Raw genomic sequence first — 18659 nt, forward strand, 5'->3', positions numbered from 1 at the left:
TTCAAAAAAAATATGTTAGAATCACCGGTTTTGTAGATTAAAGAGTATATTCATGGAACCACTTTTAAATATAGCAGTTAACGCAGCACGACAGGCAGGTGAAATTATTATTCGACACATGGAGCAAGTGGATCGTCTTAAAATTACCGCTAAAAATAACCATGAATATTTTAGTGAAGTAGACATCAAAGCCGAACAAGCAATTATCCATACAATCCATAAGGCCTATCCAGAGCATGGTATCCTTGCCGAAGAAAGTGGCTTGCAGGAAGGAGATGGAGAATCAGTCTGGATTATTGATCCACTCGATGGCACATCCAATTATCTACATGGCTTTCCATTCTTTTCCGTTTCTATAGCAGTGAAAGTGAAAGGAAGGATAGAACATGGGGTTATATACGATCCATTAAGACATGAATGTTTTGCTGCAAGCCGAGGGCGCGGAGCACGATTGAATGATCGTAGAATACGTGTTTCCAAACAGACACAACTTATATCCTCACTTCTGGGAACAGGCTTCCCATCGCGCGATATCAGTATTGCACAAAAATACTTACCTACTTTCGAAGCTTTATTGGGTAAATGTGCTGGGATTAGAAGAACTGGATCAGCAGCGCTTGATTTGGCCTATGTGGCAAGTGGACGACTTGATGGTTTTTGGGAATTAGGCTTGCGTCCTTGGGATATTGCGGCAGGATCATTATTAATTCGAGAAGCAGGCGGGTTAATTAGTGATTTGCAAGGAGGCGATGATTTTCTCAAGCACGGAGACATTGTTGCAGGTACTCCTAAAGTATTTAAATCATTATTACAAACGATTTCACCTGTTTTGAAATAAGAAGAATTATTGTGAACCCTATCCCCTCTCTTGGACCGAGTGAGGGGGATTTCTTTTTCAGGGCTGTAGCCCGGATTACGCTAAGCTAATCCAGGCTACGAAAAGTCCAAACTACAAATTTATTGAAACCCTTGCTTGGCTCCAAAACTTAAAGGAAGCTCGTCAGCTAAAGCAGTTCCCAGATTTTTGGTCACGCGATCAAAAAGATTTTGCTTATGAGTGTAGTCAATAACCTCAGGAATTTTAATCACGTCACGAGCTAACTGTCCGCTGCTCGCAAAACCATCAATTAACCCCATAGTTAAAGCTTGTTCACCAGTCCAAAAAAGTCCGGAAAATGTTTCATCATCAATGTGTAAACGACTTCCCCGCCCTTCTTTTACTCTATTAATAAATTGTTGATGAACCTGATCCAGCATCACTTGCAATTTTTGTTTGGCTAAATCAGTTTCAGGAGAGAAAGGATCCAAAAATGACTTATTTACACCTGATGTTTGTAATCTACGGGAAATACCAATTTTATTGATCAGATCAACAAAACCAAAACCATTATACAAAACACCTATAGACCCCACCATACTTGCAGGACTTGCATAAATCATATCCGTTGCAACAGCAACATAATATGCAGCAGACGCACATGCATCCACACACACTGAATAAATTTTTATATCCGGATATTTTTTTTGATAAAACTTTATCATGTTATACATGTACTCAGCCTGAACCGGACTGCCTCCAGGGCTATTAATCCGAATAATTAATGCCTTTAACCCCGAATTTTTATAAGCTGAATCCAATCCCTTAGCAAAATCATCTGCGTTGGCTTTTGCTTCAGCCATTTCACCGGTTATGTCTATTATACCGACATGATCTTTTATATTGAGGCCTGAGTCTTCACTAGTACTTAATGACACACGATAGACAATAAATAAAATAATTAACAAATAAATAACGCGCATTATCCATTTCCATCTGCGTTTCCTCTTTGCCTCTTTCATATAATCAATGATAATTTGGTTCAGCAAAGCTTGCGAATCCGGAGTAGAATTAGAAGGATGGTCATTTGTCATAATGAGTCACTTGAAATAATTAAATTAAACCTCATTTTACGGTAGATACAAGAAAATTGTAAGTATTCGCCACATTTTGAATACTTTGAGAAAAAGCGGTATTTGAGAGCGGGATGTACCATCTCAACTAAGAAAAATACGCGGTGCTTATTCGTATCTAAGTATTTTTTGAATTAAGATCGCTCAAGATGAAACGTGGTGAACATTTGCAGAAAATTAACACCTATTAAAAGGTTATATATTATGAGAATGGATAAACTAACATCAAAGTTTCAAATAGCCTTAGCAGATGCCCAATCATTAGCTCTAGGACGAGATAATGGCTTTATAGAACCAGAACATTTAATGAAGGCTCTTCTCGATCAGCAAGGAGGGAGTTGCAGACCTTTGCTTAGTAAAGCAGGAGTTAATATTCCTCTATTAAGAACACTATTAGATCAGGCATTGGATAAACTTCCTAAAGTATCTGGAACTGGTGGTGATATCCACATTTCCAATGGATTAAACCGATTATTAAATCTTACGGATAAGCTAGCCCAACAAAAGAAAGACAATTTTATCTCCAGTGAGCTTTTTGTTTTAGCAGCAATTAGCGAAGAAGGTAGTCTTTCTCGTATCATGAAACAGGCTGGTGGCGAAGTTAAAGCCATCGAAAGCGCAATTAAGGAACTACGAGGTGGTGAAACGATTAACGATCCTAACGCCGAAGAGCAACGTCAAGCTTTAGAAAAGTATACGCTTGACTTAACTGCTCGTGCGGAACAAGGTAAATTAGATCCTGTAATTGGCCGTGATGATGAAATTCGTAGAACCATCCAAGTGTTACAAAGACGCACTAAAAACAATCCTGTTTTAATCGGTGAACCTGGTGTAGGAAAAACCGCGATTGTCGAAGGATTGGCTCAGCGCATTATTAATGGTGAGGTTCCAGAAGGTTTAAAGAACAAACGATTACTCTCTTTAGACATGGGCGCCTTAATCGCTGGAGCAAAATATCGCGGTGAATTCGAAGAACGACTTAAGGCAGTTCTTAATGATTTAGCCAAACAAGAAGGTCAGATTATTCTCTTTATTGATGAAATTCATACCATGGTTGGCGCTGGAAAAGCTGAAGGCGCAATGGATGCAGGCAACATGTTGAAACCCGCTTTAGCACGGGGCGAACTTCATTGCATCGGTGCAACCACCTTAGATGAATATCGTCAATACATCGAAAAAGATGCCGCTTTAGAACGACGCTTCCAAAAAGTTTTGGTTGATGAGCCAAGTGTTGAAGACACAATTGCTATTCTGCGCGGTTTAAAAGAGCGTTATGAAGTACATCATGGAGTTGAAATTACTGATCCAGCTATAGTCGCTGCGGCTACTTTATCACATCGTTATATTACCGACAGACAATTACCGGATAAAGCGATTGATTTAATCGATGAAGCAGGAAGTTTGATTCGTATGGAAATCGATTCAAAACCAGAAAGCATGGATAAATTAGAGCGACGTTTGATTCAACTGAAAATTGAACGTGAAGCCCTCAAAAAAGAACATGATGAAGCATCTAAAAAGCGACTTGAAGATTTGCAACATACCATTGACGAGTTGGAACATAACTATTCTGATTTGGAAGAAGTATGGAAAGCTGAAAAAGCAACCATGCAAGGAGCCACACAAATTAAAGAATCACTGGAACAGGCCAAGCTTGAAATGGAAACTGCACGCCGAGCTGGGGATCTGAGTCGTATGTCTGAGTTACAATATGGTCGTATTCCAGAACTTGAAAAGCGCTTAGCCCAAGTAGCTGAAGTAGAATCTCATGAGAATAAATTAGTACGTAACAAAGTGACAGAAGATGAGGTTGCAGAAGTCGTTTCTAAATGGACGGGTATCCCTGTTGCCAAAATGATGGAAGGCGAAAAAGAAAAATTACTGCGTATGGAGGAAGTATTGCATAATCGTCTCATAGGCCAAAATGAGGCCATAGATGCTGTGTCCAATGCAATTCGCCGTTCACGTGCTGGTTTATCCGATCCTAATCGTCCCATTGGCTCATTTTTATTCCTTGGCCCAACTGGTGTAGGTAAAACAGAATTATGTAAGGCATTGGCTTCATTCCTATTTGATACTGAAGAAGCCATGGTGCGTATCGACATGTCCGAATTTATGGAAAAACATTCTGTTGCTCGTCTGATTGGAGCACCACCAGGATATGTAGGTTATGAAGAAGGAGGATATTTAACAGAGGCAGTTCGTCGTAGACCTTATTCTGTGATTTTACTTGATGAAGTAGAAAAGGCGCATGCGGATGTGTTCAATATACTGTTACAAGTCATGGACGATGGTCGTTTGACAGATGGCCAAGGGCGTACTGTAGATTTCCGCAATACCATTATTGTCATGACCTCAAATCTTGGATCCAACCTAATCCAAGAGATGGGTAATAAATTCAAATACGAACAAATTAAAGATGCAGTAATGGAAATGGTTCGACAACATTTTCGTCCTGAATTTATTAATCGTATTGATGATACTGTGGTCTTCCATTCACTTGAAAAAGCGCAAATTGCAAAAATTGCTGCGATCCAGATTGCCTATTTGCAAAAACGCCTGAAGCATCAAGACATTCATCTTGATGTAACTCAAGAAGCTTTAACGCATTTAGCAGAAGCAGGTTTCGATCCGGTATATGGTGCAAGACCTTTAAAACGCACCATTCAGCAACAAATGGAAAATCCTTTGGCTCAAGATATATTGACAGGGAAATTTAAAGCAGGTGAAACGATTAAAGTAACTTATAAAGATGGTGAGATGCAGTTTAAGAGTCTCTAGTTGCAAAGATTTGTCTCTCAAAGTACCCTTTGGGAGACAAGTTCTTTTCATCTGGTACTCTCTAAACTTTTACTACCCTCTTGGATCTATGGATTGGCTACAGTTACTTTATTTTTACTGTTTTTGTATTGTTCCTCGACCGTGGCAAACTTTGATTCTAAATACTCCGGTATTCTCGTTGAATAGGTTACAGCGTGATCAGCAAAACTTTGCTGTTCTTTGTTGATCAGAGCAAGTTTTCTATTTTTTTCTTGATGCATTGAAGCGAGTACTTCCCCATTACCTTCTTGCTGCTCCATTTTTTCATTAAGATTAGCTAACTCTTTGGACCAGTAGAAAGTAGCTCTTAATTTATTAGGGGAATTATCTTCATCCCATAATTTTCTAAGGTTTGCAAAATTACCGAAAGGACTGGCATGCTCAAGAAGTTGCTTGTATTTTTTGAGATAAGACTTAGGAAAGTCGGCTTGAATGATCTTATCTTGCAATTGTAAATTGCTAATCACTAAAAAATATCCTTCATAATTATGTTTTTTTCTAAGGCTAATGGCTATGTCAATCCAGTGACAAAAGTGCTTAATTTGACAGTCTTCTTGAGCGTCCTTTGTATCTCTTGTAATACAAGACTCGATGTACTCTCTACCCTCAAAAAATGTTTTAAGCTCTGGACTCGCCTTCCCTCTCTTGGCAAAACCGTCTGGGTTTGCAAAACTGTCTAATGAGATTCTGCTGTAATCCGCTCTTAACTGCTCATCAATCAGGGTGGCATCAATTTCTACCAATCGGTGGTACTGCTTAAGATAGGGTTTAAACATCTTGTTTTGAGTTAATTGATATTCCCTATCCATTTCCATTAAAGTATCACGCACCAAAAAATATCCTTCATAATTATGCATTTTCCTCAAGATAAGCGCTGTATCTACCCATCGGCGGAAAGAATTAATTTGGGCGATCGGAGAAGTGTGCTTACTTATATCCTTGCTAATGAAATATGCTAAGATTTTTCGAACTTCTAAATGTTCCATATCATTTTCGCTTGCAATTCTTTCCCTTAATTTAGCATTAAAGAGTCTGGCATGAGCATGAGCGAACCGAGATTCAATGTAAGCATAGAGGACATCGCCGCCTTGATCGCGTTTTATTTTTTTTATATTTTCTTTTTTAGCAATCATCTCGTCCCAATTAAAAGGAGCATCAGGTTGAGTAAAAAAATGTTGCTTTATTAGCAGATCATTAAAAAAAGAATTCTTAGGTGTTGCAATTATTTTAGACATAGTGGTGCGCCCATAAAAAAGTGCTCAATTATAAGTCTTTTTGTTCATTACAACAAGATAAAAGCTTTTTTTTATATAGTTTATTTATTTCCTGTACTTTTTAACCAATAAATGATGTGTAACAAGCAAATCGAGTAGGTGGTCTTTCTATCCTCACTTCCTTATATGCTCTAATCGCTCCACCAACCTCTTTTTCACACCCGGCCATTCCTCAGCAAGTATACTAAATAAAGCCGTATCGGTAATGTGACCATTATGATGGATCATGTGCTGGCGAAGAATACCTTCCTTCGTTGCACCTAATTTTTTTAAGGTATTATAGTTTTTGACGTTGCATGGGTCTGTTGCGATTTGGACTCGATTCATATTCCATGCTTCAAAAGCATTCTGAAATAATAATAACAAAGATTCATGATTATATCGCTTACCCCATACTGATGGAGTAAACCAACCGTAACCAACTTCCAACTTTTTATGTTTTGGCTCTATCTCATAATAGGCACGACTTCCAATTAATGCATTATCTTTGATTCGTCTTATTACATACGTGAGTTGTAAGCCTTGAATCTGCTTCATCAGACAGTCTTGAAACCAAGATTCATAAAACTCACCATTCGCTTTATTTGGCATATAAGTCCAAATGCGCGGATCATTAGCTGGAACACGCAAAAATTCATAATGATTTATGGCAAGGGGCTCCATTTGAATTGAAGTACCAATAAGCGTTTCAGGCACAAGTGTACTGACTTTTGTGTTATTCTTAGGCATAATAAATAGGTCAGACATTATTGTTCCTCCTATGAAACCATGATCAATAAATTATTTCACCAAATTAAACAACTGTTTCAAGTACCAGCAGATAAAATTATTTCTAATGCCTATCGGATTATTGGAATTGATGACAATTATCAAAATACCCAGAAGGTTTATGTTACAGTCCAAGTAGCAGGTAACGCAGCAACTTTTGATAAGCCTGTGAGTGAATTGTATCAAAAGAAATGGCTAGATAATTTTTCACATGAAGATGTCGCGCATATTGCAGCCTTGTATTCTGCAGAACAAACCAATAATCTGGATTTAATTAAAAAATTTCCAAAGCAAACTGCAGCAAACAAATCCAGTGTCATCAGTGTAGGAATACTGTTTACAACTTTTTTAATCTTATCGAATCTAGCGGCTTTTAAAATCGCAGCTTTTGGCTCAATCAGTTTTGCTGCTGGTTTAGTTTTTTTTCCGTTAACTTATGTCTTTGATGACATTTTAACCGAAGTGTACGGGTTTAAAGTGAGCAGACGAATTATTTGGATGGCATTACTCGCGAATACTATCGTATTTTTAGGTACATGGCTTACCATTTATTTGACCCCATCACCCTATTGGCCGCACCAAGAGGCATATGCAACAATATACCAGGGTACATTAAGGGTTTTCTTAGCTTCTATCATCAGTTACTTTTTCGGTGAATTTACCAATTCAATAATTTTGGCCAAATTGAAAGTGCTGACATCCGGAGAGCGACTTTGGCTTCGTGCAATTACAAGCACCGTTATTGGCGTTGGTATTGATACACTGATTTTTACTCATATTGCCTTTTTATTCATAATACCTTACGCAGGAATTTGGCAAATCATCGGCACGATGTATTTATTCAAAGTTTTGTATGAAGTATGTGCATTACCGATTACGTATCACGTTTCAAACTATTTAAAAAGAAAAGATAATATCGATCATTATGACGTGAAAACGAATTTCAACCCATTCTCATTAGAGCTTTGATAATGGATACAGCAATACACAAAAATGGCTCCGTTATTATTCATTCAAGTTATTTATGGTATTTAACCTTAACCTATTCCATGATCATCGTGTTGGCTAATTGGTTTGATCCACGGTTAATTAGTATTTGGGGATTAACAACAGATGCTGGAACCTTAATCTTTCCCTTGTCTTTTTTGCTTTCTGATCTGCTCACCGAGGTATATGGTTATAAATACGCACGTCGTACTATTTGGTGTGGATTTATATTTAATGTGTTTTTCATTTTATATGGCCAACTCGTAATCCATATGCCCAACCCCAATTTTGCAACAAATAATGCTCTTTTTGATACACTGTTAGCCACTAACTTCAGAATTATTTTGGCCTCTTTCATCAGTTACCTTCTTTCTGAATCGTTTAATTCATACCTTATCGCCAAAACCAAGATTAGAGTTCGGGGACGATATATGGCAGGCCGATTTTTTCTTTCCTCATTTTTGGCATCAGGTCTAGATAGTATGATTTTTACAACGATTGCATTTTATAAATCAATACCTGATTCCGTGTTGATGACCATGATGGTGACCATGTGGTTTATTAAAGTATTTATGGAGTTGTGCGGACTTCCTCTGTCTATAAATTTGGTTAATAAACTAAAAAGAATAGAACAAATTGATATTTATGATAAAAAAACAAAATTTAATTTATTTCATTTTGATCTTGATTATATAGAAGAAGAGAATGAGTTTTTAAACAGAGACATACTCGAGAGTAACCATTTTTTAAGGCTAAAGCCCAGTCAAATTAGAATATGTAGTCCGGACGAGTCTACAGAATTCGAGAGCGTATTGCTCTTTAAGGCTTTTCCAGACTACCTTATAATAAATTAATAGGTGAAGACTATTTCAGTGTCCTCTTTTTGAGAAGCCTTAGGCAAAGTCAATTCTTTTTCCGCTCTTGTAATAGCGGCCTTCATCTTATCTTTCCCTCCAAAAAACTCATAATCTAATCCATCATTCGAAACAGCAGGTTCTGTTTCAAGATACTCTCTGAGAAATTTCACGCCATCACGCATATCATCATTAGTCAACTCATCAAGAGTTTTCTCCAATCCTAAAGCCTGTTGAACAGTGAATAACAAGTCTGAGTCAAGCAACTTGGGCTGTTGCAGTAATAAAACATAGCCTCCAAAAAGCATAAAGCTGCAAGTAGAATTATGGCATTCTTTCATTTTTGTTAGGAACGTACTGTGATCCGTAGCGGCTAAATTGTCTTGGATGAGAGGAGTATAAAATAATTTGAATATTATGTTTCTTGCTCTCTCTGATTTGACATGCTTCATGATACTTTCAAGAATAGCTACATCATTTAAAAGTCGAAACGCATTAAAATCTTTATAATCCTTTGTGATAGCCTTACACCATTTTTCTATATCTTTTTCAACCTCTTTACGTTCTTCTTCGATTTGTATTGCCAGAGATTGGACAAAATGAATTGCTTTAAACCGACGCAAGCATCCTTCACCACGTTTGGTCTGTTCTTTGATCATGTCCCCTAAATACTGTTTAAAATTTTCATCTTTAGCAAAATGGGGATATTTCATATATTGAGGAACTTTTTCTTTATTCTCCATGAGCATATTGTCGCGGAACGTTTCCAACGCCTCTACTGCGGTAACCGCATCAAGAATTTTTAAATCTTCTTCTCTAAATCTCTTTTTAACAACCTCTATCTCTTTAAAATGCAAGGCTTTTCTTATAGCTAAGAATAACCGACAACTGGTTACTTCACATTTGCCAAAGATGGTCCAGGACGCATAACTATTAAAATCATCATATTCTTTAATTAAGCGAAAATAGCGATGAATTAATGCGCCCAATAAAAATAAAGCACCCTGTTCAATTTGTTTCTCATTTTCTTTGGGTATTTGACGTAGCTCATTAACTAATAAATTGAATACCTCAACTTGTGACTCTCTATCCGTTTTACATGTTATTACATCATTTGTTCTGGCGATTAGTACCTCAAGGCAAGATGTTGATGCGCCGCTAATCGTACCATCCATTATGTTATATCTTTCCAATAAAAGAGAGTATTTAGGTTTCAGGTTTAGCGTACTGATTTTAAATGTTTCAAATGCTGGTGGGATAAAAGTCATACATCCTCCTTAATACACATTCTTTCCTAAAGAATCCATGATTCCTCTACAAAACTGATACAACGACGAAGAATTTCTGTCCAATGAAAAATATTTTGCCTCATGAATGTCTTTTTGAATTGTTGCTCCTAATTGCTTGTTTAGATCAGAATATGCTTTTTCTTCGCGCCGCTCATATACAAAAGTGCAATAATAACTGAGCTCGCTTAAACATGATTCAAAAAAATCCCGATCTATTTCCTCAATGGATTGAACTCCTAAATGACTTCGAAATAATTCAATCAAAGAATGATGAAGATAATGACTAACCGAGTAATTATGTTGAAACCACTTTACCAAATATATTCCGATAATAACCTTTCTTCTAAATTCATTGAAATCATCCAGGGTTAACTGTGGATCTTTTTTAACGAGTTTAGCATATGGTATTAATTCATATGTTTCATCTAAACTGTCAGCAAGCATACTTATTGTAGCTGCATCGTTCATGGCCGCATGGCTAGAAATGAGTAATGAAAAAAAACTTAAACACCCCACATGTTGTCCATGAGCTCTTGCTAAACACGTCGCTATTTGTTTTGCATTTTGCTGAAATTCGGCAAACTTTGTCATTGCGTCCCTCCTGCAAATAGTGACCCGCAATAACTGCAACGCGTCATTTGTCCAAAAATGTAACCCCTCCATTTTTTATAGCAACCTATAAAAAATATTGCAACTATTAATTTAACTATTTGAACATAAAAAGAATTAAAAGTTTTTTTTCTAATTTTTTATGCCCAATGCGTTCGAGGATAATTCAGTCCTCCATCATCGCGAGTGCAACTAGAGATCTCGACGCACAGCAGAGTGTTTACTATATTGCTCACTCATTACACTCGGGTCGATACCAAGATTACGCTCCGCGACTCCGGGCTACAAGGCTCGAGACTACAACGACACCACACCAATTTATCTTGAAAACCGTTCATCTATTGCATTAATTAACCCTTGATGAATCCCATTAAAACCCCGATTACTCATAACTAAAACAGCATCTCCTTCTTGCACTATGTTCGTTACTTCATTAATTATTTCATCGTGGCTTTTACATATCTTATAAGGACAGGTCCAGTTGCTAACCGTTTCGTACAGATTAAAATCATGTGGCTCTAAAACATAGGCACCCTGAACAGGTTTTAATGCATGTGCCATTTCATCAGCATGAACACCAGTACGCATGGTATACGATGCAAATTCTAATACTGCAAATATGCGTTGATGCCTGTTACTTCGTTTTAAAGCATCAACTGTCCGCATAATCGCCGTAGGATGATGTGCAAAATCATCATAAACAGTGATGCCATGCTTATCCGATCGAACCTCCAAACGACGTTTTACTGGAGTAAAACGTCCTAACGCCTCAGCAGCGATTTTGGGACTAACACCCGCATTAACACTAGCTGCGAGAGCGGCTAAACCGTTTTCCACATTAAAACGCCCAATTAAAGGCCATCTGACTTCCGCTACCTCTTCACCTTGATGCAAGACTTTAAATGCTGAACCGTTCTCTTCGATCAATTGTGCCCACCATTGAGCGTTGCTATCCAAAGCCAGTTCTTCAACTCGTGAATATTGACCACGAGCCATGACCTCATTCAGTGCTTTATCATCTCGGGGTTTAATTGCAACACCACTCGCTGGGATTGTTCGTAATAGATAATGAAATTGTAATTGGATTGCTGCCAAATCAGGATAAATATCGGCATGGTCAAATTCCAGATTATTTAAAATAGCAATCCTGGGACGATAATGCATAAACTTGGGACGTTTATCAAAAAAAGCACTATCGTATTCATCTGCTTCAATCACAAACCATTTGCCTGAGCCTAGGCATGCGCTCGTTTTAAAATCGGATGATACCCCACCAATTAAAAAACCGGGATTAAGACCTGCTTGATGTAGAATCCAGGCTATCATTGAAGTGGTCGTCGTTTTTCCATGGGTACCAGAAACTGCTATTACTTGATATCCGGGTAAAATATTTTCAGCAAGCCATTGCGGTCCAGAAGTGTATGGTTTCCCTGATTCAATAACTGCTTCAAGTACAGGCATACCTCTTTTTATTGCATTCCCTACAATAATCAAATCGGCTTGCAAAGCTAAGGTAGTATCATCATAGCCTTCAGTCCAGGCTATTCCTTTTGCTGCAAGCAAATCACTTACTGGGGGATAACAGTTTGCATCACTTCCAGTAACCTTATATCCGGCATCACGCGCCAGTAAAGCAAGGGCGCTCATAAAAGTTCCGCTTATACCTAAAATATGTATGTGCATGATAATCCTAATCTCATTGTAAAAAAGAAACTGTTAAAATATTAACAGCAATTAAACCAAATGCAGCTAATACCGATTGAATCGCTGTTGTGCTTAATGCGTACTTATAAATATGTGCTGTAATGACAAATTGCCAAACAGACAAGCCTAGACTTAAGAATAAATAGACAATACCCATAAATAAAAATATAGGATGTCTTAAATGAATAAGCGATAAATAAGGTGCGAGGATCAATAATGGAATAACTAATATATGGATGATGATATTGATACAATATAATGAGGTGACTGTTTGTATGAGCCGTGAAGTCAATCCTTTAAAATACAAAATGAGATAAGTATAAATAATATAAGAAATGACTAAGCATACAGAAATAAATAGATTATTTACCATATCTTCAGAAGAGTTAAAATAAGAATAATTCCATTCGAGCGTCATAAGTAATGCCAACAAAACGCCACTCAAAACCATTCGAGTAACAGAATAAGGCGTATTTTCTGGGCTATCTTTCAATAAGCAAATATCCCAATAACGATCAAATATAAGATGTAACATTTAATTCTTCTTCGTAGGATTAGCGCAGCGTAATTCGGGGCTTTGCATATAAACCTGGATTACACTGCGCTAATCCGGGCTACGGTTTCTCAGCTCTGCTCTTCCTTTTTTATTAATTTCTTTACGATATTGAGTTGTTGCACAACAGGCTCATTCCATGGCCCTGAAATTTTATAACTGTATCCAGAAATTTTTTGCATACCTTGAATAATAATTTTATTCGCCACCCAAGCTGCAACACCTGCTACAGGACCACCCGCAATAGTCGCCACAACAGGCAAGCTTGCAGTGATGTGCGGCGATATTTTCAAATTCAGATCATAAGTATGTTTGACCAAATCAAGATCTCCTTTCATGCCTGCATAAGCAACAGGACCATCAAGGTAGCTGTCTTGTGTCCCCATAATTCCTTTATTCACAACGAAAGTTCCTTGAAAAATATCAAAACTATATCCCTGATGAGCTAAATCACTAAAATCCAGTTGCAAGCGACGCGGTATAGTCTGCAAGCTGAGGATACTTAATAATTTACCCAAATCTAATTTTTCTTCGGTCTCCTTGCTTAAATGAGTAATTCTTCCATTTTTAAGTTGTAAATACATAGATCCTTTTAGAGAAGCAAGAGAAAATTGATACAAACTATTTTTCCAACCGCCATGGAACTCCATATAGCCTTTTTTGGCATGCACAGCTGGTGTTACATTCCAACGTTCTAAAGTTTTAGCTAAATTAGTAATATTCAGTTTTATATCAAGATTAGTCTGATTTAAATTCTCTTTTTGAGTCCACTCACCCTGGGCATTTAACTGATATACTGGAGAATTTATTTGACAATATTCCATTTTCCATTTTTCAGCTGTCGATTGGCTTTTTAAAGTTAAATCACCAACTTGCACTTTCCCAACAGATAAATTGTCAATGCGTAAATTAAGGTTTGGTATTTGATTCGGATGAAGTTCAGTCGCTTCAGCTCGATCATCGCCTGCAGTATCAATTTTATCCAAATGTAAATAACGAACATGACCGCTTAATTCATTTACAGGTGGATGATAAATTAAATCCGCTGCAATATTTTTTTGTTGTAAATTAAAAGACCAATCTTTATTGGGTAGTATTTTTGCTTTAACAACCATTGTATTAAATTGTTGTTTCAAAAAGCCGAATTTCTCTATAGTTACATTGATAATTCGTAGATTAGATAAGATAGAGCTGTCGTTTTTTGCTGAAGAAAATTGATTGTATATTTCTTTCCATTCTTCTAAATCAAATCCTGGTAAAGTACCTACAACAGAAAGTCCAGGTAAATTCTGATTTACAGCATTTTCACTGCCTAATCGCAATTGCCCAGAATCAAATGCATAACCCTCCTGGGAATTTTTAAACAATAAATCAGAACTTAAACGTTTGTCATAATGACCACGAATACGAATTACTTTTTTCGCTTTGAGTTCAAGGTTTAACTCTAAGGGTACTTTTGCATCTGATTTTTTACCGAAAGGTGCGGGTAAGTTAACATCGAGTCCCTCCAAAGAACTAGTAAAACTAATGCTATCCGCCTCGGTAGGTTTGTCACTTAACTTTAATAAAGCATTCGCTTCAAAGGAACCAGCCAATAAATCGAATAAGGGCAATTTGAATTGATTTTTCAAGGAGTCAACCGAGCACTTTCCATTAATAGCAATCGTCGTCGCAGGATTGGGCAATTTAGCTGATTGTATTTTGATATTCATTGGGTGCCCCAAGATATCAGCGAACAAATAACTATCCGTTACTCCAGTTTCATTAAACATCAACTGACCCGATAAATTTCGTACAGCAAATTGAGCTAACTCATAATTGACCATTATCGTATTTTTTTTAAATGCTACATTTCCCTTAGCAAGCACCTCATCATTTTCTGGATATAAAGGAACGAGTACACTTAAATTAAGTAAGGCTGAACCTTTAATCGAAAGCATTTTTAAAAGAGACAACTTATGCTTCAGTGGGGAAGCTAAAACATAATTCATCATTTTTTGTACTGATGAATCAATTGTGCCATTTACCAATAAGTTTTCTTTATTCTTACCTATATCAGCAATGCGTAAGTGCATATCTTTTGTAGGCACCCCCTGAAAATTAGCATGAACTATATCAATATTTAGGTTACGATTTTTTAAATGAATATATCCATCAATCTCTTTTACAACCTTCCATTGGGAATTAATCGCAATCTCCCCTCCGCTCGCATAACTATCTATCGCGAATTCGCCTGTATTGTCATCAAAGGGAAAATCTTTTGCTAAACCATTAAGTCTCACTTTTCCACTAGCATTTGCAATGCGTTTCACATCATTTTTGAGCCAGTGATACAATTTGGGCTTCATGTATTTTTTAGGTAGAAACACGGTCCATTGCTGCCAATTTTTGCCAGCAAACTCCGCACCAAAACGAATATGACCTACAGAATGGCGGGTCACCTGATCGACAGCGCCTTGTATACTTAAGGTCAACTCAGGTTGATTGATTACAAATCGGTCCATACTAATTCGTAAACCATCACTTAATTCTTTCCAGTCAAGGGCGCCATTGAGCATGGCCAATGTTTGCTCAGGATACCCCTTAACTTTAATTGATGTGTTTTCGGAATCAAGCTCTAAACGTCCCTGGTCAGGTTGCCAATTAATCACTCCCGAAAGATTTTTTACTTTGGGAATACTGTCTTTAGCATCCCATCCTATCTGCTCAAATCGTGTTAAAAAATAATTCATTGAATAGTCATTAATGGAAAACATGCTTTTGCTTTTTTGCATGATATTAATGTTATTTTGATTTGCAGCCTGAGAAGTGGAGGATTCTGATTGTGAGTGCTCATTTGCAACTGCACTAAAAAATGGAATGGGAGGAATAACTGAAACATTATCATTTAATGTTATAAGGACCTGGGTATCTTTTAAGACTCCTTGTGGTTTCATGTCCAGTAAAGTCTGGATGCTTTTCGGCCAGTTAATGGCATTTGACAACAATGATTCAATAATGAGCGATTTTACATAAAATAGATAACTTCGTTGTTCCCTATTGTATTTAACTAATAATTGATTCTCAGGCCAAGTCACGCCACCAATACGTAATTTGATTGGATCAACGTGAAGCTGCCAACCCGCATTATCAGGTTTCCAAGAAAGATTAGCAAAAAATGATTGAATCAGCTGACTTTGTTGATTATTCAAAAGCCTCCAAGCAAGTCGCTTAAAGGATACCTGTGCTTGTACTGAGGAAACTGAACCATGATGGACATCAAGCCATAAATTAATATTGCCCTTACCTCCTTCTAAATGTTGTGTGGTCTTCGGAAATAGACTTTGCCACTGGGCAGGGACTATATTTTTGGCAGAAAAATAAAACTGTCCTTCAATATCCTCAAAGTGCTCGGGATCGAAGTATCCATCACCTAAGAGTTGAAAATCAGTACTGCTTGTTTGTTCAAGTCGTGCTTCCCCCTTAAACTTATAATGTCCACTACTATTTGCTACTGATATGTTTAAACCATTAACAGGAATCAATCCTCCATCACTAAAATGAAAATAGGCTGAAACACGTCTGATAATTAAATGTTCTTGCTGTGATAACCAGATTAAAATTTGTTTGGTTTTCTCTGGAGTCATATCACCGCTATTGAGTGAGTCTGTTGTAACACCATCGATAGACCAATGTTGATCTATTTCTCTCAAATTTAGATGCATATCATCAATATAGAGAACCCCTGGTTGTATCTGCCAACTCCATAAGGATTTAAATAAGTTAATGCCTACTAGCAATTTATTGATACGAAAATTATGTGTGGAATCGTCGCCCAAAGTGACTTGATTCAATTTAAGCACGGGTTGGAACCAATACCATCCTGTTTCCATGGTTTGAATGGTTACAGGTTGTCCTATTAAAACGGATAGATGATGTTCTACATCCCTTTTATATTCTTTTGCCCAGGGAGTTAGAGAACGAAATATGCTGGATAATACAGCCATAAAAATGATCAAGACAGCTATAAACAGCCAAATTCTTTTAAGTACTTTGTTCACGGTACGTGTTCGATTACTCATTGATTTTTTTACTATACCATTGCTTTTGCGCATACTCATCATTTTCTTTTTGCTCAATGCGCTGTAATTTAATCTGTTCGCTCTTTGTAACCCGCTCTACCAAGTGACTGACTCCCTCTTCAGAAATTTTCGCTTGTTTATAATTAAGTTCAGCCTTAGCGCGAACCTTTCCTAAATAAGCTAAATGCGCATTCAATTGTATTAAAGCATTATCCAAATGGCTAATAAAATCGATGCGATTACGTAGTCGAGCAATGACCGTTCCTTGTTCACCAATTTTCTCAACTTGCTTTAAATAATCCTGTCGATAATTCACCAGTTGCTCATGTTTCATTTTATTTTGTTTAAATTGTTCCTGTGCTTTTAAAAGATCTTGGTAGGCAGCATAAGTTGCGTCCTTTTTAATTTGCAAAAGTTGTTTTAAACGCTCTAGTCGCTGACTCATCCTTTAACTCCTAAAGAGGAGGCTAAATGGGATAACATATCGATACTTTCCTTGAAATCAAACCGCTCATTAATGCCTTGTTCCATATATTCTCGAATTTTATCTCTGACTTGAATGGCCATATCAAGATTTGGATCACTTCCTTTGGTATAAGCTCCAAGCAAAATAAAATCTTTATTCTTTTCATAAAGTGATAAGTTCTTTTTGAATAATAACATATCAGCCATCTGTTGCTCAGATACTATAGTTTGCATTACTCGACTAATAGAAGCTTCCAAATCAATAGCAGGATATTGTCCTTCTTCAGCAATGGATCGACTTAAAACGATATGCCCATCCAAAATAGCGCGCGCGGCATCCGCAATAGGATCTTGTAAATCGTCCCCCTCAGTTAACACGGTATAAAATGCTGTAATCGAACCACTTCCTGGTTCTCCATTACCTGCACGTTCAACGAGTTTGGGTAATTTGGCAAATACTGATGGTGGATAACCTTTTGTTGCCGGTGCTTCACCTATTGAAAGAGCAATTTCTCTTTGTGCCTGTGCAAAACGAGTTAAAGAATCCATGAGGAGCAAGACGTGTTTGCCTTGATCACGAAAATACTCCGCAATACTTGTAGCGACTTTAGCACCATGCAAGCGCATCAGAGGACTTTCATCTGCTGGAGCAGCTACGACAACTGCACGCTTTAAGCCTTCTGGACCTAAATTTACCTCAATAAATTCTTTGACTTCTCTACCTCGCTCACCAATCAATCCAACAACGATTACATCTGCTTTGGTAAAACGAGTCATCATCCCTAACAAAACAGATTTTCCCACTCCAGATCCTGCAAATAAGCCTATTCGCTGACCACGTCCTACTGTAAGTAATCCATTAATTGCTCGTATGCCCACATCTAAAGGGGTATCAATTACCGCTCTTTTTAAAGGATTAATGGCAGGACTAATTAAAGGATATGTTTCATTTAACTCAAGATGAGGCCCCCCATCTATAAGTACTCCTGAACCATTGACAATTCGTCCTAATAGTTGATTTCCTACCTCAACTTGAGCAACACGTCCAGTTGGCGTAATAATCATACCTGGAGCAAGACCCTGGATAGCACCTATGGACATCAAATAAACACGATCATTTCCAAAGCCAACTACTTCCGCCTCAATACTATGTGATTCATCGATAGTAATAAAACAACGTGCGCCAACAGGCTGATTAAAACCTTTGGCTTCCAGAGTGAGTCCTACAGCCCGACTTATTCGACCGCAATGCAATAATCCTAATTGCTTCTTTTCGCGAATTTCTGACAGTACTTTAACCAAACGAGACTCGTAAATTTTCATCG

Annotated in this window: 14 protein-coding genes; 4 read left to right on the plus strand and 10 right to left on the minus strand. The window is 37.3% G+C overall.

The features are described from left to right. The first annotated feature begins 52 nt into the window (after positions 1–52). Positions 53–838, plus strand: a complete 786-nt coding sequence (locus tag OQJ26_RS02420; RefSeq protein WP_265702311.1) for an inositol monophosphatase family protein — start codon at positions 53–55, stop codon at positions 836–838. Positions 839–957: 119 nt separating this feature from the next. Here OQJ26_RS02420 and OQJ26_RS02425 read toward each other — a convergent pair whose 3' ends face one another. Further along, positions 958–1911 carry a S49 family peptidase gene (locus tag OQJ26_RS02425; protein WP_265702312.1) on the minus strand — a complete coding sequence of 318 codons (954 nt, stop codon included), beginning with the start codon at positions 1909–1911 and terminating at the stop codon, positions 958–960. 243 nt (positions 1912–2154) lie between these two features. Here OQJ26_RS02425 and clpB point away from each other — a divergent pair, with 243 nt between their 5' ends. Further along, positions 2155–4731 carry an ATP-dependent chaperone ClpB gene (gene clpB, locus OQJ26_RS02430; RefSeq protein ID WP_265702313.1) on the plus strand — a complete coding sequence of 859 codons (2577 nt, stop codon included), beginning with the start codon at positions 2155–2157 and terminating at the stop codon, positions 4729–4731. A gap of 86 nt (positions 4732–4817) precedes the next feature. On the opposite strand, the gene OQJ26_RS02435 is transcribed toward clpB, so the two are convergent. Next, complete coding sequence (locus OQJ26_RS02435; RefSeq protein ID WP_265702314.1) at positions 4818–6005, minus strand: RasGEF domain-containing protein; 1188 nt, start codon at positions 6003–6005, stop codon at positions 4818–4820. Positions 6006–6158: 153 nt separating this feature from the next. Further along, positions 6159–6791 carry a GNAT family N-acetyltransferase gene (locus tag OQJ26_RS02440; RefSeq protein ID WP_265702315.1) on the minus strand — a complete coding sequence of 211 codons (633 nt, stop codon included), beginning with the start codon at positions 6789–6791 and terminating at the stop codon, positions 6159–6161. Positions 6792–6812: 21 nt separating this feature from the next. Between OQJ26_RS02440 and OQJ26_RS02445 the strand changes: the two genes are divergently transcribed. Continuing rightward, positions 6813–7781, plus strand: a complete 969-nt coding sequence (locus tag OQJ26_RS02445; RefSeq protein ID WP_265702316.1) for a queuosine precursor transporter — start codon at positions 6813–6815, stop codon at positions 7779–7781. Between the two features lie 2 nt (positions 7782–7783). Beyond that, the gene (locus OQJ26_RS02450; RefSeq protein WP_265702317.1) at positions 7784–8653 is read left to right on the plus strand and encodes a queuosine precursor transporter; all 870 of its coding nucleotides are present in this window, start codon (positions 7784–7786) and stop codon (positions 8651–8653) included. Here the strand turns inward: OQJ26_RS02450 and OQJ26_RS02455 are convergent. The 7 genes from OQJ26_RS02455 to fliI all read right to left on the minus strand — a co-directional run bounded on the left by OQJ26_RS02455 (position 8650) and on the right by fliI (position 18657). Beyond that, positions 8650–9921, minus strand: a complete 1272-nt coding sequence (locus OQJ26_RS02455; RefSeq protein WP_265702318.1) for a hypothetical protein — start codon at positions 9919–9921, stop codon at positions 8650–8652. The two genes, OQJ26_RS02450 and OQJ26_RS02455, sit on opposite strands and share 4 nt — an antisense overlap. 9 nt (positions 9922–9930) lie before the next feature. Further along, the gene (locus OQJ26_RS02460; protein ID WP_265702319.1) at positions 9931–10533 is read right to left on the minus strand and encodes a hypothetical protein; all 603 of its coding nucleotides are present in this window, start codon (positions 10531–10533) and stop codon (positions 9931–9933) included. A gap of 336 nt (positions 10534–10869) precedes the next feature. Beyond that, complete coding sequence (gene mpl, locus OQJ26_RS02465) at positions 10870–12234, minus strand: UDP-N-acetylmuramate:L-alanyl-gamma-D-glutamyl-meso-diaminopimelate ligase (protein ID WP_265702320.1); 1365 nt, start codon at positions 12232–12234, stop codon at positions 10870–10872. 13 nt (positions 12235–12247) lie between these two features. Continuing rightward, complete coding sequence (locus OQJ26_RS02470) at positions 12248–12790, minus strand: hypothetical protein (RefSeq protein ID WP_265702321.1); 543 nt, start codon at positions 12788–12790, stop codon at positions 12248–12250. Positions 12791–12879: 89 nt separating this feature from the next. Beyond that, on the minus strand, positions 12880–16902 hold the full coding sequence (locus OQJ26_RS02475) for a YhdP family protein (protein WP_265702322.1): 4023 nt from the start codon (positions 16900–16902) through the stop codon (positions 12880–12882). Beyond that, positions 16862–17314, minus strand: coding sequence for a flagellar export protein FliJ (fliJ, locus tag OQJ26_RS02480; RefSeq protein WP_265702323.1), 453 nt, complete (start codon positions 17312–17314; stop codon positions 16862–16864). Before fliJ ends, OQJ26_RS02475 begins: the two co-directional genes overlap by 41 nt. Continuing rightward, positions 17311–18657 (minus strand): flagellar protein export ATPase FliI, encoded by a 1347-nt coding sequence (gene fliI / locus OQJ26_RS02485; protein WP_265702325.1) that lies wholly within the window; start codon positions 18655–18657, stop codon positions 17311–17313. The genes fliJ and fliI overlap by 4 nt, the downstream gene beginning before the upstream one ends. Positions 18658–18659 lie beyond the last annotated feature (2 nt).

Source organism: Legionella sheltonii (assembly GCF_026191355.1).
Taxonomy (GTDB): Bacteria; Pseudomonadota; Gammaproteobacteria; order Legionellales; family Legionellaceae; genus Legionella; species Legionella sheltonii.